At 38.6% G+C, this 21,310-nt stretch carries 23 protein-coding genes; 2 read left to right on the top strand and 21 right to left on the bottom strand.

All coding sequences use genetic code 11. From position 1 onward, the window contains the following. Window positions 1-56: 56 nt before the first annotated feature. From FB379_RS18560 to FB379_RS05045, 16 genes are all read right to left on the bottom strand, one after another. Entirely contained in the window at window positions 57-191 is a 135-nt protein-coding gene (locus FB379_RS18560) for a flagellin (RefSeq protein ID WP_395994365.1), read from the bottom strand. A 328-nt stretch (window positions 192-519) separates the two neighbouring features. Then, window positions 520-1,458, bottom strand: a complete 939-nt coding sequence (locus FB379_RS05115; RefSeq protein ID WP_144597259.1) for a flagellin N-terminal helical domain-containing protein — start codon at window positions 1,456-1,458, stop codon at window positions 520-522. A 211-nt stretch (window positions 1,459-1,669) separates the two neighbouring features. Continuing rightward, window positions 1,670-1,900, bottom strand: coding sequence for a carbon storage regulator CsrA (gene csrA, locus FB379_RS05110; RefSeq protein WP_144597256.1), 231 nt, complete (start codon window positions 1,898-1,900; stop codon window positions 1,670-1,672). 4 nt (window positions 1,901-1,904) lie between these two features. Next, window positions 1,905-2,339 carry a flagellar assembly protein FliW gene (gene fliW, locus FB379_RS05105; protein ID WP_144597254.1) on the bottom strand — a complete coding sequence of 145 codons (435 nt, stop codon included), beginning with the start codon at window positions 2,337-2,339 and terminating at the stop codon, window positions 1,905-1,907. A 13-nt stretch (window positions 2,340-2,352) separates the two neighbouring features. After that, entirely contained in the window at window positions 2,353-3,054 is a 702-nt protein-coding gene (locus tag FB379_RS05100; protein ID WP_242009288.1) for a DUF6470 family protein, read from the bottom strand. Window positions 3,055-3,240: 186 nt separating this feature from the next. After that, window positions 3,241-4,113, bottom strand: a complete 873-nt coding sequence (flgL, locus tag FB379_RS05095) for a flagellar hook-associated protein FlgL (protein ID WP_144597252.1) — start codon at window positions 4,111-4,113, stop codon at window positions 3,241-3,243. 165 nt (window positions 4,114-4,278) lie between these two features. After that, window positions 4,279-5,784: a flagellar hook-associated protein FlgK gene (gene flgK / locus FB379_RS05090; protein ID WP_144597250.1), complete on the bottom strand. Its 1,506-nt coding sequence runs from the start codon at window positions 5,782-5,784 to the stop codon at window positions 4,279-4,281. 14 nt (window positions 5,785-5,798) lie between these two features. Next, the gene (locus FB379_RS05085) at window positions 5,799-6,278 is read right to left on the bottom strand and encodes a flagellar protein FlgN (protein ID WP_158640168.1); all 480 of its coding nucleotides are present in this window, start codon (window positions 6,276-6,278) and stop codon (window positions 5,799-5,801) included. A 240-nt stretch (window positions 6,279-6,518) separates the two neighbouring features. Then, a complete protein-coding gene (gene flgM / locus FB379_RS05080) occupies window positions 6,519-6,788 on the bottom strand; it encodes a flagellar biosynthesis anti-sigma factor FlgM (RefSeq protein ID WP_063386297.1) in 270 nt (89 codons plus the stop codon). 90 nt (window positions 6,789-6,878) lie between these two features. After that, window positions 6,879-7,301: a TIGR03826 family flagellar region protein gene (locus FB379_RS05075; protein ID WP_094245094.1), complete on the bottom strand. Its 423-nt coding sequence runs from the start codon at window positions 7,299-7,301 to the stop codon at window positions 6,879-6,881. Between the two features lie 65 nt (window positions 7,302-7,366). Beyond that, complete coding sequence (locus tag FB379_RS05070) at window positions 7,367-8,014, bottom strand: ComF family protein (protein ID WP_242009287.1); 648 nt, start codon at window positions 8,012-8,014, stop codon at window positions 7,367-7,369. A gap of 50 nt (window positions 8,015-8,064) precedes the next feature. Continuing rightward, entirely contained in the window at window positions 8,065-8,340 is a 276-nt protein-coding gene (gene comFB / locus FB379_RS05065; RefSeq protein WP_063386299.1) for a late competence protein ComFB, read from the bottom strand. A 138-nt stretch (window positions 8,341-8,478) separates the two neighbouring features. Further along, window positions 8,479-9,855, bottom strand: a complete 1,377-nt coding sequence (locus FB379_RS05060) for an ATP-dependent helicase ComFA (RefSeq protein WP_144597246.1) — start codon at window positions 9,853-9,855, stop codon at window positions 8,479-8,481. A 301-nt stretch (window positions 9,856-10,156) separates the two neighbouring features. After that, a complete protein-coding gene (locus FB379_RS05055; protein WP_066247016.1) occupies window positions 10,157-10,996 on the bottom strand; it encodes a DegV family protein in 840 nt (279 codons plus the stop codon). A gap of 693 nt (window positions 10,997-11,689) precedes the next feature. After that, a complete protein-coding gene (locus FB379_RS05050; protein ID WP_063386301.1) occupies window positions 11,690-12,367 on the bottom strand; it encodes a response regulator in 678 nt (225 codons plus the stop codon). A 68-nt stretch (window positions 12,368-12,435) separates the two neighbouring features. Further along, the gene (locus tag FB379_RS05045) at window positions 12,436-13,593 is read right to left on the bottom strand and encodes a sensor histidine kinase (protein ID WP_130158076.1); all 1,158 of its coding nucleotides are present in this window, start codon (window positions 13,591-13,593) and stop codon (window positions 12,436-12,438) included. Between the two features lie 169 nt (window positions 13,594-13,762). On the opposite strand from FB379_RS05045, the gene FB379_RS05040 reads away from it, so the two are divergent. Together FB379_RS05040 and FB379_RS05035 are read left to right on the top strand one after the other, a co-directional pair. Beyond that, entirely contained in the window at window positions 13,763-14,401 is a 639-nt protein-coding gene (locus tag FB379_RS05040; RefSeq protein ID WP_242009286.1) for a YigZ family protein, read from the top strand. Window positions 14,402-14,424: 23 nt separating this feature from the next. Beyond that, complete coding sequence (locus FB379_RS05035) at window positions 14,425-15,402, top strand: LCP family protein (RefSeq protein WP_144597244.1); 978 nt, start codon at window positions 14,425-14,427, stop codon at window positions 15,400-15,402. Between the two features lie 114 nt (window positions 15,403-15,516). Here the strand turns inward: FB379_RS05035 and FB379_RS05030 are convergent, their stop codons facing one another. The 5 genes from FB379_RS05030 to FB379_RS05010 all read right to left on the bottom strand — a co-directional run bounded on the left by FB379_RS05030 (window position 15,517) and on the right by FB379_RS05010 (window position 21,235). Further along, entirely contained in the window at window positions 15,517-16,575 is a 1,059-nt protein-coding gene (locus FB379_RS05030) for a glycosyltransferase family 4 protein (RefSeq protein ID WP_144597242.1), read from the bottom strand. A gap of 141 nt (window positions 16,576-16,716) precedes the next feature. Further along, entirely contained in the window at window positions 16,717-17,826 is a 1,110-nt protein-coding gene (locus FB379_RS05025) for a glycosyltransferase family 4 protein (RefSeq protein ID WP_066246874.1), read from the bottom strand. Continuing rightward, window positions 17,823-18,575 (bottom strand): WecB/TagA/CpsF family glycosyltransferase, encoded by a 753-nt coding sequence (locus FB379_RS05020; protein ID WP_144597240.1) that lies wholly within the window; start codon window positions 18,573-18,575, stop codon window positions 17,823-17,825. The genes FB379_RS05025 and FB379_RS05020 overlap by 4 nt, the downstream gene beginning before the upstream one ends. A gap of 61 nt (window positions 18,576-18,636) precedes the next feature. Further along, complete coding sequence (locus FB379_RS05015; protein WP_144597238.1) at window positions 18,637-19,815, bottom strand: glycosyltransferase family 4 protein; 1,179 nt, start codon at window positions 19,813-19,815, stop codon at window positions 18,637-18,639. A 10-nt stretch (window positions 19,816-19,825) separates the two neighbouring features. After that, the gene (locus FB379_RS05010) at window positions 19,826-21,235 is read right to left on the bottom strand and encodes an O-antigen ligase family protein (protein WP_158640166.1); all 1,410 of its coding nucleotides are present in this window, start codon (window positions 21,233-21,235) and stop codon (window positions 19,826-19,828) included. Window positions 21,236-21,310: the final 75 nt, after the last annotated feature.

Here is a 21,310-nt window from a genome sequence, read left to right as displayed (position 1 = left end):
TTCAAAAAGAGACCTCAGTAAGTATACTAAGGTCTCCTTCAAAGAAATGGTTAAAATTAACGTAATAATTGAAGAACTCCTTGCGGAAGTTGATTTGCTTGAGCCAGCATCGCTTGCGCTGCTTGAGAAAGGATGTTGTTCTTCGTGAATTCCATCATTTCTTTCGCCATCGTGCGAACATTTGCTTTCACAAATGACTAGACTATCTCTTCACCCTCAGCTTTACCTGTTAGGGGCCGGGCACTTCGGATTGATACAGGACGATGGAAGAATCCTGCACATCCTACGGACTTCATCGCCATAGCATTCGCCTTAGGCGGTATGTCCTAGTCGTTGAACCTTCTCCACTCTTTCGAGACAGGAGCTTGGCTGCTCGGTTGCCCAATCCTTTGGCTTTTCAAGCCATCACGCTTGCCGTTTCCAGCTTCGTTGTGGCGCCAAAGGCTCTAAGGGGTTTCCAGCAATTCACCCGGTGATACTCCTAACCGTTACCAGTTAGGACGACTGTGCTTTCGCCGACTAAGCGGCTAAAGCATAATCTACGTCGCGAATACGAGATTCAGCAGCAGTTAAGTTTTCAGCAGAAGCACCTAAGTTGTTGATTGTATGCTCTAAACGGTTTTGATAAGCACCTAGTTTAGCTCGTTCTGCGGAAACTTTATCAATTGCTGCTTGAATTGTTGTAATTGCTCTATCTGCTCCGCTTTGTTCAGAAATATCAATAGCTGTAAAGATTGTGTAGTTTCCATTAGAATCTGCTCTTACAAAAAGTTCTTGTGCTCCAGAACTTACTACCAAAGAACCTGATTGTGCAGTTACATCACTTACATTATACCACTTACCACTAATTTGAACAGCTATATTATTACCACTTCCATCTTGTAAAACAACTTGCCCACTAACACCAGATACTGTACCAGAAGAAACAAGCGATAATCCGCTTTGAGCTGTTGCAACGCCTAATGCTACAGAATCCATTGCCTCAATACTAATTTGCAAATTTTGTCCTTCATTAGCACCAATGTGGAAAGTACCTGTGAAAGTGCCATCTAGTAGTTTTTGTGTGTTAAATTCCGTATTTTCAGCAATACGTGTTAATTCTTGTGCAAGCTGATTGACTTCTTTTTGTAGTTCAGCTCGGTCAATATCTGTATTAGTATCATTCGCAGATTGAACAGCCAATTCACGCATACGTTGGAGGATGGAATGAGTTTCTGCTAAAGCTCCTTCAGCTGTTTGGATTAAAGAAATACCGTCCTGCGCATTTTTAGTAGCCATTTCCAACCCGCGAATTTGGCCGCGCATTTTTTCAGAGATCGCAAGACCTGCCGCATCGTCGCCAGCGCGGTTGATGCGGTAGCCGGAAGAAAGCTTTTCAAGGTTTTTCGCAGTTTGTGTGTTGTTAAATGAAAGTTGGCGGTAAGTGTTTAACGCCGAGATGTTGTGGTTAATTCTCATGATTTTTTCCTCCTTGAATTGTTGTTTTTCCACGTCCATGTGGTTTATGTGCGAGCAGCGTCGGCCGCCGCTGCTCTTTACATGTTTTATATCGGATTGTTTTTTTGATGTTTAATAGGCTGAAAAGAAAAAATGGGACTTTTTTAATAGAAAAATAAAATGGTTGAACATCCTTGTTTGATTACGGTTTTTACAGCTTCAAACCTCAGGTTTATTTTTTGTTGAGCTTTTCTTGAAAATGTTTTAACAGGTCAAGGTCGGTGCGGGAAGCCGCGCTGTTTTCTGTTTGAATGGTGTCGTATATTTCCTTTCGGTGAACATCGATTTGTTTTGGAGCTTTAATGCCGAGTTTGACTTGATCGCCTTCGATGGCGGTGATGGTAATTTCGATGTTGTCGCCGATAATGATGGATTCGTTCAGCTTTCTTGTTAAAATGAGCACGGCTTCACACCTCCTTCTGTTCCATAAGTGGATGCTTCGTTTTATAAGTAGTGCCTGTTAAAATCACTTGCTTGGCCCTTTTGTTTTTTTGATTGATGATAACCGGAGCTAGCAGATTGGCGGTTGTGTTTTCGAACGGCTCTTCTACCGTCAAAATCACATAGACGGCGACATCTTGTTCCGACTCAATTTCCAGCTGCTCAATCGTCGCATCGTCTAAGTCGATAGCATAGTCTTTGAAAAATAAAAAAGGAATTGTCATGACAAAAGCAAGTTCCTTTGTGTTGACCGATTGCAAAATAAAAAATGGCGATTCGGCGCCAAATGGCAAAAGCACAAATTCCTTTTCATCTAAAAACCCCGGAATTCCCGATGGAAATTGGATGATGCTGTCGCTTGCGGCTTCTATTTCACCATGATATTTTGTCTTAAGTCTCATGTTCTCACAACCTTCATATGTTCATTTCAAAGTTTGGTCCTTTAAAGGTGAGATTGGCAAAGTCGATTTTTAACTTTTGGTATTGGGCGATTTTTATATCGACTCTGCCACGGTCGTAATGAATGATCGGCTTATTGGGAATGGCACGAAATTCAGCTTTTTTCAAATGCCAATTAATATCAAGCTTGCTTGGTTCGTAATCAAATTTCACACTGAACAATGATGGAATCCAGCCGACATTCACTTCATACATCGGGGATTCGCTGTTTTCTTTCGCTTGATCAGCCAGCGGGCTGCCGCCGTTTTCAATTTTCATCAGTTCATCTCCTTGCTCGGCGAGGCGGGCAATACCTTCAAGCCAAGCTTGATAGCCTTCCTCAGCTATTTTTTCAATGAAACGGAACGTATCAGCTAAATTTCGATCTTCCCACGCTTTCGTTTGATCGATTGTCAATTTTCCAGGAGTGCGGTTGATTTCCATCGCTACTTTCGCCGGCTGTAAATCGATATCCGCTTTCGGCTGTTTGATTGACTGCTTTCCAGGAGTGGTGCTAATCGCAATTTTCGCCATTTGGCTTTCCATTCTAATTTGCGGCAGGAGCATTTCTCTCACCTCGACTGACAACAAAAGTTTTAAAGCAGAAAAGAAATTCTCTTCGAAGAAACAAAAATTCAACAGACAATAATAAGCAAGTACTTCAACTATCCTATGCAATTGAAGTTCCTTCAAGGGGCTCTTGTCAAAAATATGAATGACTAACAAGACTATACCGTTCTAATCAACGAAAAGTGAAATTTCTTCAGTAAACTATATACCTCTTTTAGAAGTCGAAAAACATGGAACAAAAGCAAGGCATAACGATGAACAAAAAGGACCTTTATGCAGGTCCTTTCTCTCACATTATCGCAAAAAATCAACTAAGTTTGGCTGAATGATGCGGGCGCTGACAGCAAGCGCTGCTCTGTGCGCGCTTTCTTGCTCTTTCAAGTCGATAATGACCCGTTCGATGTCGGCATCTTCATTATCCGACAAAATTTTAGTAGAGATTACTTCCTGTTGACCGATGCGGTTTTCCATCTGCTCGATCCGGTTGTAACGGGCGCCAAGCTCAGCCCATTCAGCGTTAAGAGCATCAATATGGTCATCAAGCTGGCCGAGCAGGTTGTCCAAGTTCGTTGTGTCGTTGTTTTCCAAAGCATTTTGAATGTCTTGAATTGTATCAAACAATGCTTGGTTAAAGACATTGTCAGGCGTTATATTCACTTGGATTTGAATGTTTTTTGAAAGCTCGATTTTAAACGGTTCATTGTTATTATTAACGACAGGCGGGTCGCCGCTGACAGGCGCTGAGTCTGTTTTCGTTCCATTAAAAATATAACGGCCGGCCACTTGTGTGTTGGCGACAGCAACAAGATCGTCTTTAATTTGTTTCACTTCGCGGGCAACCGCATCACGTTCGTCTTCTGAATTTGTACCGTTTTTTGCCCGAATCAAAAGCTCGCGTATTCGTTGCAGCCCTTGGTTGGCCTGTTCTAGTCCCGCTTCAGAATTTTCGATCCAAAGGTAAGCCTCTGATAAATTTCGTTTATATTGTTCAACTTCCTTTAAGTTTGTCCGATAGTACAATCCTTTCATTGCTACAACGGGATCTTGGGACGGGCGGGTGATTTTTTTTCTTGTCAACATCTGATCTTGATATTTTCCCAGCAGCTCATAGCTTTTACTTAAATGGCGGAGCGAGTTTTGCGCAAGCATCGATTGAGTGACACGCATATGCTGCACCTCTCTTTCATTAAATAAATTTTTTGTATGAATTCATAACGTGTAAATAGTACATTTCTTATATGATATTCGCTTCATTACCTTATTTCATACATTCTGAACCCGACAATTTTTGCTTTCATTTTCCAATATGGTTATTCAACAGTCAATTTTACTTTATCTCCCGACCAGTCCCATGCCGTTTATGATTCGGTCTAGAATTTCATCCTGCAAAGTGATCATTCTTGCTGCGGCGTTGTACATATGCTGGAATTGGATCATGTTTGTCATTTCTTCGTCTAATGAAACGGAGCTGACGGATTTGCGGCGTTGTTCAACAGATGAAACTAAGGTTTCTGAATTTTCCTTCATCCGCTCCGCTTCTTGTGTCATAACAGCCATTTCGCCGATAACAGCTTCAAAATAACTTTGAAACGAAGTATTTTTTACTTCAGCAAGCTTCAGCGCATTTTGGCCGTCGCCGATTTCTCCTGTAGCAGAAGCTGCAATTCGTTCGCGATTCATATCATCCGATACTTTAATGGCAGCCGCAGCGCCTTTAGGAGAGCTTAAACCTCCGAGATCAAAGAAATCGCGCTGTGTTTGAACGCCGTTGTTTATGTCCTCAAGGCTCCATCCGTTTCTGTGGACAGTGTTAAATGCGTTCGCAAAATCATATGCCATTTGATCTAAATCTGACATCATGCTAGGATAGATGCCGCGTTCAATCGTGCTGCCTATGTTCGTATAGCCGTGCGCCTCGATTAAGCCTTTTAAACTTCCATTGATGTTTAAATTTTCAACAAAATCGTCTGCCCCTATCATTCTTCCACCAACAGAAATAGATTCGATGAGACCGTTCGTCTTGGATTCATTGAGGCTAAATTGTCTTACTTTGTATCTATTTCCGTCGACAAGGGTGATTGGCGGTTCGAAGCCAGCAAGCTCGACAGTTACTTTTCCTTCGGCTACTTTCAAAGCGTTGCCTCCGCTTTCAACCGGCGTCACTTTAATATCAATATACGAAGAAAGCTCATCCAATAATCGATCGCGCTCATCATACAAATCGTTTGGCAAATAACCATTCGGTTCTACTTCGCCGATTTGTTTGTTAATTTGGTTGATTTGCTCAAGCAAAGAGTTAATTTTCGTTGTTGCGACATCGAGTTCGTTGCGTAAATCTTTCTGATTATGCTTTAATGATTCCGCCAAATAATTGAACGTTTCTGTAACAGCTCTTCCGCGCTCAAGGACAACAGAGCGGGCACCGAGGTTGGAAGGATTGGCCGCCAAATCTTGCAGCGATTGCCAAAAGCTATCCATCGTTTCGTTCAAGCCTGTCTCGTTCAGCTCGTTCATCACATCTTCCATTCTTGATAATGCGTTGAATCTAGAGCTCCAGTAGCCAAGCTTAGAATTTTCGCCGCGATATTGTACATCAAGATAGCGGTCGCGGATCCGCTGCACTGTTTGTGTATCCACCCCTGTTCCAAACTGCCCAGGGATATCAGCTCGAAAACGGCCTGGTGTCGGATACGCTTGCTTTTGCACAAGGTTTACCCTCTGCCGCGAATATCCAGGTGTCTCGGCATTTGCCACATTATGTCCAATTGTATATAAAGCGCTTTGTGCGGCATACAATCCGCTTCTAGCCGCTTCCAGTCCAAAAAATGTTGATACCATTGCGAATTCCCCCGTTAAATTTTTGAATCAAACCATGAACGCCGTTTCGATTGCTTCGATTCTTGATTCGGATTCGTGTAATTCGGCGATGCTTCCTCCGGCATGAAAAGATCAAGCGTTAAATTCACAACCTGCAATGCTTGCAATGCCAGTTGTTGATTGACAAAATTCGCGTTTTTCAAATTAGCCAATACGTTTGTCAATTTTTCTTTTAGATTTTTCAACCGTTCTTTATCCTCATTTTCCGCTTTTTCAATACAGGCGGAAATCGTTAAATCGTCTTCTCTTTCTAAAAAGCAAGCCGCTGCTTTGATCCGTTCCTTTTCAGCATTTTCAAGCTGCATTACATATTTCTGCTCTTCCTTTAAAAGCTGCATTAATTGATTAACATCATCTTTTTTCAGCAAATCCGTTTTTTTTACTGCCAAGTTATACAACTGTTCATGAATGATTAACTGCTTTTCTAAAACGTTAATTAAATTGGCAAGAGACACGAAAACGTCCTCCCCGCAAAATTCAATAAAATCATATTTACCGGGCTTCGTTCCGAACATTGACAAGGTGATCCAAAGCCGGACATGAAAAATAATTTTTTGTTGTAAAGATGAAGATGCTAAAAATGCAGAAATGTACAATATAGTTGTCCAGCACATTTTCATTCTGTTCCAAATCAAAAATCGAAACAGGCTGCTTCGTACGCAACCAAATCAAAAACCGAAACGGATTGACGCAATTTATTCTTCATTTTTTTTCTTATAAAATTGGATCATACTTTTCGCGATCAGGTCTGGGGCGATTTTGTAAGTCCCGCTTTCAATTTCTTTTTTTATCGCCTGCACTTTTTCTTGACGCTGAAGATCAAAACCGCTCGTCTGCTGAAGCTGTTTTGCCTGCTTGGATATTTCCACTCTATCTTTTTGGACTTCCACTTTCATCTGCTTGCTGGCATCCATTTGCTTTTGATAAGGATTAACGTTTGATGACCGATAGCTGTGAATCTTCATGGACACCGCCTCCTTTCCTGCTCTAATGGAACGATTGTTTCAGCTGGAAATCTATCTCTATATTCATTATCGGATCGATAGAGGGATTTGTTAACGTTTTTCATTATTTTTCGGTTGGATAGCGTAGTATGTTTGCATCTTCTCTTTCTCCTCCTGAAACTGCTCTTCTCTTTCCATTTGCTCAATTTGAGACTGTATTTCCTTTTTGCAAGAAACACAAAGTTTTCCCTCGCGAATAAGTGTGCCGCACCGTGAACAAGGATAACCAAGGTTCGGGAAGTTCGCCAGTTGAATGCGTCCTTGATGAATAAACTTCAGTATTAAGTCCTCTTCCACTCCTGTTTTTTCCACAACTTCAGTAATGGTCGATCTGCGGTTTTCCTTTTTTCTCAAAAAGTTATATACTGTTTCAAATGCCTTTTCTTCCTCTTGGTAGCAAGCATCACATATTGAACGAAGCCGCGTTTTGACAAACAAGGAACCACATTTTGGGCAGTTTGCTAATTCCCCCATAAAAATCCACCTTTCAAAAATCTTCCTATTATTATTATTTTATATCGGAAAAACGGATTTGTCATTTAGCTGCGGACAAGCGTAAATGATTCGACACTTTTCGCACCAGCGTTCATCAGCTGCTTTGCAGCTTGGCGTACCGTTGCGCCTGTTGTGTAAATGTCATCGATGATAACAATATGTTGACCATGTACTTGTTTTGGATCTGTTACAGTAAACATATTTTTCGTCTTCATTCGGTCGATCCGTGATTTTTTTGATTGTTTTGCTGCATCTGTTTTGCGCAAAGGCTCAATAATCGGAAGCTGAAGGAGCTGGGCCAATAATTTTGCTTGATTAAACCCGCGTTCCAAAAGCCTTTCTTCACCTAATGGGATGGGAACGAGAATCATCGATTTGTCGAAGTGATGGTGAAATGCTTTCACAAAAGGTTCGGAAAACATCTGCGCCAATATCGCATCCCCGCGGAATTTAAACCTAGCAAGCACTTCTTTCATAAATTCATTATATTGAAAAACAGAGCGGTTTTTCTTTATCACTCCATGATAGTCAGGATGTTTTTCCCAAGCCGCGCAATCAGTGCAATACTCGGCTTTTTCGTTTTGCCTCCCGCACATTGGACAAATGGGGCCTGATATAACGTTTAGCTTGCTGGAGCATTCTTCGCATAAAACAGGGTCTTTTTCGAGGAAAAAAAGCCGTCTCCAAGTCAAGCGGACATCTATACTTTTAAAACAATAAAGACATCTTCCCATAATTCGCATCAAGCCTTTCTATTATCACATCGTGGGTTTTCTGAAACAATTCTTGCGCATTCTGCCAGGCTGACAAGAAGAGATGTCATTTGCTGCCGATCAAAAAATTCCGCTCTTACATATGTAATTTTATCTTCACTCGTTACGTAACGGGGCTGAACTCTATTTAACACTAGAGCTAAAACATCATTGCGGCAAGTTGGGCACGTGCATTCCATATGAAATTGGTCAATATATTCATCTAGCAATTCTTCCATAATTTTTTCCAGAGCGTTTACTATCATGTCCTCACCCCAAATATATGATCTCTAATCTGTATTATATTGGATCATACTGGAAAAAGGAATTTCTTTTTTCAGCCAAAATTGAAAATATTTTTCCAACTTTACACATTCTGTATCGTTTCCTTCATTTTCTAAATACTAACGCTTTAACAAATCTTCCTTTGCCGCTTCCCGATTCATAGCAAGAATATGGTGTTTCGCTGCAATCATTTCATTTGTTTTGCCATAATGGAAAAAGATAACGGAGCCTGTTGGATTGTTCATGCTCCGTCCAACACGGCCGGATATTTGAACAAGGGCACTTTCTGTAAAAATGGTTTCTTCTGCTCCTAAAACAGCTGCATCAGTTCCAGGAACTGTTACACCCCTTTCCAAAATGGTAGTTGTGACAATGATCGGAATCCGGCCATTTCGAAATGCCCGAACCTTTTCTTTCCTTTGGGGATCTTCGGCATGTACTCCTTCAACCGCTGAATTCAATTTTTTTAGTAACGGAACGACATCATGAAGCACTTTGATTTCCGGTACAAATAGAAAAGCTTGTCTTTCCTTTTGCATTTGTTCGGCTGCCCATGTGATGATATTTTTCGGCAGCTTTCCTTTCTCCAATCTTTTTTTCCAATTGCCGCACCATTTGAATTCAGGAACAGGTAGGGGATAACCATGGTATCGAGCAGGGATTTTCACAATTTCGGAAGGCTTAAAAAGCCGCTTAATTGATGAGGAGGGAGTCGCAGTTAAATAAATAAGGGAGCTGTTTCGTTTGCGTGCTTTTTCAACCGCAAATTGCAAAGCAGAATCTACAGAATATGGAAAAGCATCCACTTCGTCAAGAATCACCACGTCAAAGGCTTCTTTATACCGAAGAAGCTGATGAGTCGTTGAAATGGTAATTGGGCTCAGCTTCAAACGATCTTCGCTTCCTCCGTAAAGCACTGCCACATCGATGCTCGGAAAAACGTTTTTCAAACGCGGTCCAAGCTCCAAAACAACATCCGTACGCGGTGCAGCAATGCAAACAAATAGCCCTTTCTGCAAAGCTGTGTTTATGCCGGCAAACAGCACCTCTGTTTTTCCTGCTCCGCAAACTGCCCAAATGAGACAGTCTGTACGCTGCAAAACGGACTCCGCGATCCGGTCAGATGCTCTTTTTTGCGCCGGAGACAGTTCGCCATCCCATTGCAAAAAGTTTGTTTGATCCGATTGGATCGAATGTTTTTCCTCCTTCTCTCGTCTTGGAAAACTAACAAGCTTTGAGCATTCACTTACTCGCCCCATCATGATGCAGTTCCGGCAATAATGACAAAACTTTCCGCACTTTGCACAGTCAAAGCCTGCAAATAAAAAGGGCTGATCATTTCCACATCGATTGCAATAAAAAAAACCGGATTTTTTCACAACACCTTGTTCTATTTCAACGAAGGGGGCATTTTGAACGGCATCCATTGAAAACGGGAACTCATTTGAAAGGAGATGTCTTCCAAGAAGATGTTTTTGGAGATCATGATCATGCATATAAAACCTCCGCTTGTACATACCATATTGTTTCTTACTATTATTTTTTACCTTATATTTTCTGAAAAATCAATACATTTAATCAATTGATCTTATTGCTTTTCGTCCGAATGAAAGATGCTATATGAATCATTTATATCCTTCATTTCTGTAAAAAATAAAAGGTGCTTTTTGCACCTTCAGATGGTCAGACACCGTTCCATTTTTTGGTAGATCACACCTTTTCTCGTTTTGAAGGGGAAGTTCTTTTAAGAGGATGGATACAGCCATTTTTCACAATGGTTTTAACGTTTTCTTGCAATTACTTTTTATACCAGCAGAGACCCATAGCTCCCTCTCCTAGATGAGTTCCAATGACAGCGCCAAAATAGCTGATAATAAATTCAGAATTTGGATATTTACTTTCGAGCTCCTCTTTCATTTTTTTGGCATCCTCCGGCCTGTTGGCATGAATGACAGCCGCCCGCACCGGATGTTTGCTTGCAGCTTCGTCAAATAATTGATAGATACGTTGGATTGCTTTTTTGCGCGTACGAATTTTTTCATACGGCACGATCACTTTATCAACAAAATGAAGAAGAGGCTTCAGTTGCAGCAGGTTCCCTATTAAAGCTTGAGCTCCGGTTAATCGTCCGCCGCGCTGAAGATGAGAAAGATCGTCCACCATAAAATAAGCATCCATTGATTTTTTAATTTCATCAAGGCGAGCGATGATCTCTTCCGGTTTTTTCCCTTCCTTTGCCATTTTCGCTGCTTCAATTGCATAGAATCCCTGAGCCATACAGCTTATTTCAGAATCGTAAGGATATACCTTAATGCTGTCTACCATTTGACCTGCTGTGACAGCACCATTGTAAGTGCCGCTGATACCGCTTGAAAGATGAATGCTGATGACTGCATCATATTCTTTCGATAAGCTTTCAAACAACTCGACAAATTCACCAACTGGCGGCTGAGAAGTTGTAGGCAGCTCTTTCTGTCGCTTTATTTCTTCCCAAAAACTCTCTGCTGTCATATCTATCTCTTCACGATAAGACTCGTCTCCAAAAATAACGCTAAGAGGAATCATATGTATGCCATGCCTCTTTCGAACTTCTTCAGGAATGTAAGCAGTACTATCTGTTACAATTGCAATTTGCATCATGTTTTTCCTTTCCTTTTAATAATTTCATTCTCTCCTTTATAAGACTATTTTATAAAAAATGCAAGCTTTTATCATTAACTTTGCCGGATTTCCATGAAACTGCAAGAGGATGAAAAATTTTTTAGCTGCTTCAAAGTCTTTATACTGCCATTTATGCGGATTTCGTTTTGTCGATCGGCTCATTACGATTTTCGTTGAGGTTATTCTTATGAGGTCTACACCTTTTTAAAGGATTTTTGAGCAGCTTAAACGGAGCTTTTATGTGGATTTCAATTGCGGTTACCAATTTTGCTGCATTTTTTCTTGTTTCTGAGCAAACCGGCCTCTTCCCAGCGCCTGTAGTTATTTGAAGAGGCCGTTATGCTTCCTGTTGATACATTTTCACCTAAGTTGATTCTGCAAAACCGGAACGTTGAATGTAATGCTTCCTATGATTCATTCTCGTAGCTTCTGATCAAAACATTTCTCTGGTCAGGATCCGAATAGATTGACAAGTTGCCAAATGATATTATGTTTCCAGCCGTAATGAAGAAATGCAATTGAATTCATTTATCATCGCTGGACAATCAGCCAAGTCGGAAAAAACAATATAGATACACCGAGCAAAATTGGTATTTAGAAATCAATCTCACTTTCACGGTTTGACGATTCAAATCGTTCAAAATTAATCGCCATGGAAAATATGTAACTTTACTTAACTTCCACCCAGCCGTTTTTAATGGCAAGAACTACAGCTTGTGTTCGATCGTTGCAATTTAATTTTTGCAAAATGTTGCTGACATGGTTTTTCACCGTTTTTTCGCTAATGAACAGCGTTTCACCGATTCTTCTATTGCTTTTTCCATCAGCAAGCATTTGCAAAACTTCACACTCACGTCGTGTTAAAATATGAAGAGGGCGCCGGACTGTAGCTGGAATTTGTCCATTATTGGCTGATGACAGACGGCGGAACTCATTGACTAGATTGTGAGTTACTTTTGGATGTAAATAGCTTCCTCCCTCTGCCACGATTTTAACTGCTTCTACTAAAGTGTCAGCATCCATTTCCTTCAATAAATATCCTCTCGCTCCGGTCTTCAAAGCATGTATCACATAATTTTCATCATCGTGGATCGATAATATAATAACCTTCGTATCCGGATATGAATTAACCAGCTGCTTAGTAGCTTCAACGCCATTTACACCAGGCATATTAATATCCATAATGACAACATCCGGCATATAGCTTTCAACAACTGTTAAAGCTTCACTGCCGTCATAAGCTTCCGCAACCACTTCAAAATTAGGCTCAAAATCAAGAATACGTTTTATACCTTCCCGAAACAGCGCATGGTCATCTATTATGACAATTTTAACTTGATTATTCATTTACAATCCTCCCCATTATTATTTTTTCAGTGATGTATGCATGAAGTCAATCAGACCATTTCTCTATTTCATAGATTAGTAGGCAATTGAATAATAATGAACGTTCCTTTTCCGGGTGCAGAATGGACTGCCATTTTCCCATTCAACAGCTCCACTCGTTCTTTCATTCCCATTAAACCGAATGACTCCTTTTTTTCTTTAAACACTTTCTTTACATCAAAGCCTTTGCCGTCGTCTTTTATTGCAACATTTACTTGGTTTGGACGGACTTCAAATTTAACGTCAATTTGCTTTGCTTCCGCATGCTTCAAAGCGTTCGTTACAGATTCTTGAACTAACCGGAACAAGGCCACTTCAAATTTCGCCGGAAGCCGTTTTTCTTCCACATCACTGATGTTTTGAAAATTGATTTTTATGTCTTTTTCATATTCTTGAATAGTAGAAAGGTACTTTCTAAGTGTTGGAATGAGACCTAAATCATCCAAAGCCATAGGTCTTAAGTCGTATATAATGCGCCGAACCTCAGATAACGCATTTCTCACCATTATTTTCAAATTTTGAACTTCCTGAAACCCTTCTGCAGTCCCTTTTTCCCGAAAAACTCGTTCAATCAGATCAGAGCGCATCAAAACATTTGCAAGCATTTGAGCTGGTCCGTCATGTATTTCACGTGACACCCGTTTCCGTTCTTCTTCCTGCGCTTCTATAATTCTTAAGCCAAAGGCTTGTTTTTTCTTTGCATCTTCCAACAAATCGCCAACCTGCCGCAAATCTTGGTTTAAATATTGCAGTACAACAGTAATTTGACCTACTATGACCTCTGCTCGTTCAATCATTTCTTTTAATGATAAAAGCCGGCGGTCCAATTCATCCCGCCGTTTTCTTAATTGTTTTTCTTTTTCTTGGAGCATGGCCAGTTCAATTTGAATATTTTGCGCTTTTTCATAGGCATTCAAAATATCTTGTTCTGAAAACTTGTTGAAGTTGCGGCTGACTTCCACGAGGCGCTGCCGTGCGATTTTCGATTGAATCGTCAGCTTATCGGTTTGCTCTATCACCTCACTTACTTGCTCTTTCACTTCTTCCAATTCTTCTACTATTTTCTCATACTCTGTGCGGGATTTTTCACCGATTTCAAAAATTTGATCTTTGCTTGATTGGACGGTTTCGATCATTTTATTTAAAATATCGTCTATTACAGCAGAATCTATTTTTTTGGAGTTCACAGCCTTTTCCTCCATTATAAAAAAGTTGTTACAAAAACTTTATCAGTTCATAATTGAAGTAAAAATTTTGTCGTTTTATAATATTCTAATGTGAGTGTTTTTTTATAAAAAAAGTCGATTTTTGTCAAAAAAAGTTATGCCGTTTTGTTTCTTCGGAGGTGATACACAATTGCTTTCCTCCTATTATACCGTAGCTGGCTTTGGAGAGCATGAAATCGTGATTCAAAAATCACGTTTTATCTGCTATATTAATCGTGCCAAAACTGAGAAAGAAGCTCAAGAGTTTATTGATACAATCAAAAAAAAACATTGGGATGCCACACATAACTGCTCCGCATATTTAATTGGAGAGCATGACCAAATTCAAAAAGCGAACGACGACGGAGAGCCAAGCGGAACAGCAGGAGTGCCGATGCTTGAAGTGTTGAAAAAGAAACAATTAAAAGACACTGTCGTTGTTGTCACCCGTTACTTCGGCGGGATTAAACTCGGCGCCGGCGGGCTGATCCGTGCATACGGAAAAGCTGTTTCAGAAGCCATTGACCACGTTGGCATCATCGAACGCAAGCTAATGAAAATTATTCGCACTACGTTCGATTACAGCTTTCTCGGCAAAATCGAAAACGAATTGCGCTCGTCTGTCTATAAGCTGAAAGACATCTACTATACCGATCATGTGGAAGTTGAAACATATGTAGAGGAAGGCCGGGTTCAAAGCTTCAAAGACTGGATGACCGATCTCACCAATGGGAAATGTGTGATCAAAGAAGGCGACTTAGTATATTTGGAGGAGAAGGTTAAAAACTAAATTTAAAAAACAAGGAGTTAGACATGAATAGAAGAACGAGAAAAAAGAAAAAGAAAAAAAAATTAAGAGTCTTTGGCTGTTTATTTTTAATCCTGTTTTTAATTGCTGGCGGTTACGCCGTTTATCTATCGATCAAATTAGCTAATGCTTCTTTTCTAGCACAAGAAGATCTGGAGAGAGGAAGGAAATCTGAATTAAGGGAACAACCAGTTGATCCGAAAAAAGATAATTTTTCGGTGTTGTTCATTGGAGTCGATGCGCGGCCAGGTGAAAAGAAAAGCCGATCTGACGCCTTAATCCTGGCATCATTTAATAAAGATGAAAAATCGATTAAAATGGTCAGCATCCCTAGAGATTCAAGAGTGGAAATCCCAGGACATAATCTGGATAAAATTACACACGCCCATGCCTTTGGTGGAAAAGATTTAACGGTTCAGACAGTTGAAAACTTGTTGAATATACCCGTCGATTATTATGTAGAATTAAATTTTAAAGCCTTTATTAATATTGTTGATGCCCTTGGCGGCGTTGAAGTGAACAGCGACAGAGAATTTACTGAGCAAGATAGCAAAGGGCGAAAGAACGCCATTCATATTAAGAAAGGTGTACAAACGTTAAATGGCGAAGAAGCTTTAGCATATGTCCGAATGCGCAAAAAAGATCCATTAGGCGATATCGGAAGAGGCAAGCGGCAGCAAGAGGTTATAAAGGCAATAATTAAAAAGAGCTCATCCTTATCGGCTATCACGAAATACGATGATATTATCGACTCTTTAGGGAAAAACTTAACAACAAATTTCAGCATTGGTAATGTCTTAGCGCTGCAAAAATATTCCGGTTCCATCAGCAGCATTGAATCTTTAACGATTGACGGGCACGACAATCCGATAAATGGAACTTACTATTACCAACTGGAAGAGGATTCTTTGGAAAAAGTTTCAACGGAGTTGAGAGAGCATTTGGAGTACAACGCCATGCTGTCATCAAACCTAGATCAATGATTTCTGTATGAATCAGGCGGGAAGCCTGATTTTTTATTCCTGTAAATGATCATGTGCAAACAAAAAAAGAGATTCGTAATGGAACAAAAATTCATTACAATCTCTTCTGCTTATTTATCGGTTTTTCATATTTTCAACTTTTATTTCTCTAAACAGCTTTAATATCGGTTTGTAATTTGAACCAATTAATCCTGTTATCTCAACCACCAATTCAATGGCAATCAATAAAATCGAAATGACAATTAATGAAACCCACATTGTCGCTTGCGAAAAAATGATGGCTACTCCTCCAAAAATTGCACTCATTGTATAAATGATTAAAACAGTCTCCCTATGTCCAAAACCTAAATTTAACAAACAATGATGAAGATGTGATTTATCAGGAGAAGACAATGGTTTTTTCCTCACGATACGGCGAATAATAGCAAAAAACGTGTCAGAGATTGGCACGCCTAGAATAATAATTGGTACAATAAATGATATAAAGGTGACATTTTTGAATCCCAACAATGAAAGTACAGCAATCATATATCCTAAAAATAATGCTCCAGTATCCCCCATGAAAATTTTGGCGGGATAAAAATTATAGACAAGAAACCCTAACGTACTCCCTAACAAAATTAAACACATGCCGGCAACGAAAAAATCCCCCATAATAATTGCCATCACAAAAATGGTAATGATCGCAATGGATGACACTCCTGCTGCCAATCCATCTAAGCCATCAATAAGGTTGATCGCATTTGTAATCCCGACAATCCATAATAAAGTAATCGGTATCGTAAAAATTCCAAATTCGATCTGGCCTCCAAAAGGCAAATTAATAAATTCAACATCTAAACCATGATAAATGACAATGGATGCAGCTAATACTTGTCCTAATAATTTAAATTTTGGAGATATTTCATAAATATCATCAATTATGCCGGTAATCACAATAATGAAGCTTCCAATTAAAATCGGGATGCTGTATTGGTTTTCCGGCCTTAAAAGTAAAAATCCGACCAAAAACGACATAAATATTCCTAATCCGCCAATTCTTGGCATTAACTTGCTATGTACTTTTCGATTATTAGGTTTATCAACAGCTCCGATTTTAAAAGCAAATTTTTTTATAATTGGTGTTATGAGAACAGAAACGACAAAACAAATGATCAAGGATATATATATCATTAAAATTTTCCTCCTCAACCCTTAATGTAACCACATCTCAAATCTCCATACGCTATAGGAACCGCTAGCAAAAAAATTCCACAACACCATTTTAGATTATACCACAAGTAGCAGACGATCAGCGCAAACCTTTGCACCTTTTCACATAATATCTAATATTTTTTTATAGGTACTGTAAATGCTTTCGGAAAATTTTTGAATCGAATAATTTTTAGAAGCTTTTAAATAAAGCCTTTCACCAAATTCTTTCAATTTTCCCCGTTTTTTTAATGCAGAAGCTTCCATTATAGATCTTTTTAATTTTTCATGATCGCCGATCGGGACAATCCAGCCTAAGCTTTTATCGGAAATTAAATGGTGAACACCGCCGACATTCGTTGTTATGACAGGTATTTTGGCTCTAGCCGCTTCTAAAATGACAAGTGGAAAACTTTCACTAAACGATGAAAGCAATAGTACATCTGCAATTGGCAAAATTCTCTCTACATCTTCTCTATAACCAAGAAAATGGACCCGGTTTTGCAACCCCTCTTTCACAACTTTTCGTTTCAACTCATTTTCTAACGAACCGCTTCCTATCAATAACAGATGGCTTGACGGACAGCTTTGAAGCACCTGTTTAAATGCTTTAAATGCTATAAGGTGCCCCTTTATTTTTTCCAGCCGGGCAACCATTACAATCACAAAAGCATCTTTGCTTAAATTAAACTCCTCCCGCTTATAGGGTGGTTCCAGCGTTTTCGAAAAATCTATTCCATTGAAGATCGTTGTTATTTTTCTTTCTTCGATTTGTAAATCAATTAATATTTTTTTAAAACGTTCGGAAATCGCAAAAATATGATCAGCTCTGCGAAAGGAGAATATATTTAAATTTGAAAGCATTTTTCCGATAAACCCCTTGGCAATAAAATCTTGTCTTGGGTCACTATGAACAGTCACAATCCATTTACAGGGAGTGAATAAGCGTACTAGTGCCCCTATTACATTTGCTCTCGGACCGTGGGTATGATACATATCGATGTGATGCTCACGGATAAATTGTACGATATTTTTTACGATAGTAATATCACATTTCGTTTTTTGTGGAAATAAAACTGTCTTTATCCCCAATTCATTTGCTTTCTCAAGAAGCTTCCCTTCTTCAAAAACGCCTAGAATGAATTCGTCCCTATTGAATTCTTTCAATAATGACAAAATATGAACCATGCCTCCGCCTGTTTCATTTCCAGCATTTAAATGCAGGACTTTCATAAATTTAACCTCATCCTCACATTTTTTTTGAATTTTAACCATATAATTTTGATAAGAAACTGCGGCAATGCTATCATGCGCTTCCAACGGGAAGGTTGTTGAATGAGCCGATAAAGCCATTCAATATTTAATTTTTGCCATAAAACAGGTGCTCTTTTTACTTTTTCAGCCAAAACATCGAAACTGCCGCCAACACCAATAAAAACGCCTTTAGTAAACATTTGATAATATTTAGAAATCCACATTTCTTGTCTTGGAAAACCTAATGCAACCAAAATTAAGTCTGCATCCGAATGAAGAACTTTTTGTGCTATTTCTAGATCGTCCAATTGAAAATATCCATGATGATAACCGACTATTTGAATTTGCGGAAACCTTTCAGAAATTTTTTGAGCCGCCTTTTTTACAACTGCAACTTCTGCCCCAAGTAAAAAAATTTTTTTCTTCCGTTTGTTAATTTCACTTAACAAATCCATCATCAAATCAAAGCCAGCCACCCTCTCCGGCAAATAATCCCGTATTATCCGTGAAGCAATAATTATTCCAATTCCATCCGGTACGATATAATCTGCTGAAAGAACAGTTTTTTGATATTCAGCATCTTTTTGGGCATGCATAACAATTTCCGGATTGGCCGTCACAACAAAGCATTTTTCTTGATAATCCATTTTATCAATAAGCAATTTTGTTAATTCTTCTCTTTTAGTTTTTATAAAAGGTATTCCTAAAATGTTTACTTTTTCTTTCATAGTCATCCCCAAATTCTCATAACCCCTTCTTAGGAAAGTATAGGAATCATTTTATTCTTTTTTAACAAATCTTTTTCAATTGTACTTGATTATATATTTCAGAAACTTTCTTGGCTGCTTCAATATGCGAATATTCTCGTTCAATTTTTTCCCTTGCATGTTTAGCAAGATTTTGGCTTAATTGCGGATCTTTGAGCAATTTTATAATTGCTGCCGAAAGCTCCTCTGGATTTTTTTCTTCTACTAATAGACCATCCTTCTGATCATTAATTATTTCCTTCAATCCACCGACAGCTGAAGCTATGACGGGAGAACCAGATCCCATCGCTTCCAAGGCCGAAATCGATGTCGCCTCTTCTACTCCATAGGAGTGAACGCTGGGTATTAGCACAACATCAGCCGCGGAATAAAGCTGCATCATTTGGTCATGAGGAACAGAGCCTAGTAGCTGAACATGATGTTCTAATTGTAATTGTTGCACTTTTGTTGAAATATTTTCCATTTGCTCTCCTGTGCCAGCATAAACTAAAAACGTTTCTGGAAATATTTCTAATACATTAGGGAGTGCGAGTGTTGGATAAATGACCCCGTTTTTCTCCGTCAATCTTCGTGGTACAAATAAGATCTTCCTGTTTTCTGGAAGGCCCAAACGTTTTCGAACTTCTTGTTTATGATATAATTGCGGCTTAAATTCATTTGTATTGATAAAATTTTTTATAACGGTCGCTTTTTTATTTGTTTTATCAAAAATATATTGTTGAATTCTTGTGTCAACTGCTATTAAATGGTCCGCTTTTTCATATGCCTCCTTTTCAATCAGCTGAATATATTGATCTTCTTTACTATCCTTCAAAATTGCTCCCCTGCTGATCGCTTCATATGAAAAATATCCATGTACAGTCGCAACCGTTGGCATGTTTGTTTCAACAGCTGCAAGAGCAGCGTACACATCATGGCAATGGATGACGTCATAACGCTTTTTTGTTTTTTTCAATATCGATTTCAACATTTTTTTCCGTTGGCCATCATTGATCACCTGTCCTTTTCCTTTTTGAATCTTATTAAGTAAATATCCTGGCGCTTGTGCATAAATTTTTTTCAAAATGGGATTCATACTAGAAAATGACAATATATCGACGTTATGCCCAAGCTCTTCTAATCCATTTTTTAAAGTTAGAACATGTGTTGATAAACCACCCTCATGTGGAATGTCAAAAATTGTTGTCATTAAGATATTCATAACTCATCCCCTACATTTTTTGATTGAATGGAAGCGAAAATTTCCTGTGTTTGTTTAATAAGAAGCCCAAGACAATATAAAAATAAAGTGTAAATGTTTTATCTTCTAAAATATTGTAAAATACTGCGGCTGTTGCACCAACAATTAGAAATGCTAATACTATCCATTTTTCCATTTTTTCGCGATTACTGCGAATAATCGTTATGATTACCATTACAAAAAAAAGAAAGAAAAACAAAGCGCCAACTACACCTGATTGAACTAAAATTTGTATATATTGATTATCGGAGTAGATTGGATTTTGAATTCCATAAGCCTTTAAAATCGGAGAACCAAACGCCCATGAGGCTGAATCGCCGTAAGTTCCAAAGCCGGTTCCAATCAGCGGATGTTCTTTAAAAATTTCTATTCCCTTTTTAATAATAAAAATTCTGCCACCTTCTGTGCTTTTTGAAATGGTATCATCTGAAAACATGTCAAAATAACGATTCTCTTTATGTATCTTTTTCTGAGATTGCTCTGCCAGCTGCTTGTCATTAAAATGATTTTCTATATATTCAGCAGTATAAGCAGTCGGCAAAAATATGATAAATAATGCAGCCGCAATCACAATGGTTTGTGATTTCACTAATTTCCACTGACGTGTTGCAGCTATAAAAACAAGATAAGCAATTGCGAATGAAAGAATCGTACCTCTTGAATAGGTCAATAATACAACGCCAAAAATTAGCGTTGCGATCACATATAAAAGTGGTTTAAAACGATCAAACTTTTTGATTAAATAAAAAATCGAAAAAAATGATATCATTAAATAAGTCGCTAAAATATTCGGATTTCCAGCAAGTCCATAAATGCGAATTCGGTTTGTTTCTGCCAAATCCATTTGAACCCACGCTTCTGGAAGAAGCAATGTGCGTAATGATAGCTTTTCAATTAAGCCATGAACAGATAAAACAGTTGCTAAACAGACAGTAACAAGAAAAAATTGTGCAATGTCTTTTTCAGTAATTTTCAATTCACTAACAATGATCATACATAAAAAAGTAAGTACGAATGCCCTGATTTGAAAAATAATGGAAGTTATCTCCACTCCTGTTATGAATGCTGAAACAACACCAATTAAACAAAAGAGAAGAAAAAAGACTGAAAATAAAAAAGTGCGTCCAAATCGTTCTTTATGTATGATAACTTTTTGTATGACAATAAGGAAAAATAACACACAAATGATTCCGTCCCCTAAATATTTCAATCCCGGGTTCATTTCAATTAAAAATGGGCGAATAGGGAAATAGATGATCAAAACAAAAATGGCAGATTTCCAATTTACCGAAATTAATGCAATAATGAGCAAGGAAATGAAATAGCCAATATATTGATTAGAGGTAAATAAAGCTGCTACCAATAATATTAGCGAAATCATGAACGACGAGTTCCTTAACCGTTCCATCATTATCACCCAATCATCATCTTTTCTAATTTATTATGTTTTAATACC

The sequence above is a fragment of the Aeribacillus composti genome (assembly GCF_007827555.1).
Lineage (GTDB): Bacteria > Bacillota > Bacilli > Bacillales > Aeribacillaceae > Aeribacillus > Aeribacillus composti.
The sequence above is the reverse complement of the archived record's forward strand: the minus strand, read 5'-3'. Positions and strand labels throughout refer to the sequence as shown.

What these genes read in the sequence shown, in the direction of transcription:
- FB379_RS05115 (WP_144597259.1), bottom strand. Translation starts at nt 1,458, where the DNA reads ATGAGAATTAACCACAACATCTCGGCGTTAAACACTTACCGCCAACTT.
- fliW (WP_144597254.1), bottom strand. Translation starts at nt 2,339, where the DNA reads ATGAGACTTAAGACAAAATATCATGGTGAAATAGAAGCCGCAAGCGAC.
- flgL (WP_144597252.1), bottom strand. Translation starts at nt 4,113, where the DNA reads ATGCGTGTCACTCAATCGATGCTTGCGCAAAACTCGCTCCGCCATTTA.
- flgK (WP_144597250.1), bottom strand. Translation starts at nt 5,784, where the DNA reads ATGGTATCAACATTTTTTGGACTGGAAGCGGCTAGAAGCGGATTGTAT.
- flgM (WP_063386297.1), bottom strand. Translation starts at nt 6,788, where the DNA reads ATGAAGATTCACAGCTATCGGTCATCAAACGTTAATCCTTATCAAAAG.
- FB379_RS05075 (WP_094245094.1), bottom strand. Translation starts at nt 7,301, where the DNA reads ATGGGGGAATTAGCAAACTGCCCAAAATGTGGTTCCTTGTTTGTCAAA.
- comFB (WP_063386299.1), bottom strand. Translation starts at nt 8,340, where the DNA reads ATGATAGTAAACGCTCTGGAAAAAATTATGGAAGAATTGCTAGATGAA.
- FB379_RS05060 (WP_144597246.1), bottom strand. Translation starts at nt 9,855, where the DNA reads ATGCATGATCATGATCTCCAAAAACATCTTCTTGGAAGACATCTCCTT.
- FB379_RS05055 (WP_066247016.1), bottom strand. Translation starts at nt 10,996, where the DNA reads ATGCAAATTGCAATTGTAACAGATAGTACTGCTTACATTCCTGAAGAA.
- FB379_RS05050 (WP_063386301.1), bottom strand. Translation starts at nt 12,367, where the DNA reads ATGAATAATCAAGTTAAAATTGTCATAATAGATGACCATGCGCTGTTT.
- FB379_RS05035 (WP_144597244.1), top strand. Translation starts at nt 14,425, where the DNA reads ATGAATAGAAGAACGAGAAAAAAGAAAAAGAAAAAAAAATTAAGAGTC.
- FB379_RS05030 (WP_144597242.1), bottom strand. Translation starts at nt 16,575, where the DNA reads ATGATATATATATCCTTGATCATTTGTTTTGTCGTTTCTGTTCTCATA.
- FB379_RS05025 (WP_066246874.1), bottom strand. Translation starts at nt 17,826, where the DNA reads ATGAAAGTCCTGCATTTAAATGCTGGAAATGAAACAGGCGGAGGCATG.
- FB379_RS05020 (WP_144597240.1), bottom strand. Translation starts at nt 18,575, where the DNA reads ATGAAAGAAAAAGTAAACATTTTAGGAATACCTTTTATAAAAACTAAA.
- FB379_RS05015 (WP_144597238.1), bottom strand. Translation starts at nt 19,815, where the DNA reads ATGAATATCTTAATGACAACAATTTTTGACATTCCACATGAGGGTGGT.
- FB379_RS05010 (WP_158640166.1), bottom strand. Translation starts at nt 21,235, where the DNA reads ATGATTTCGCTAATATTATTGGTAGCAGCTTTATTTACCTCTAATCAA.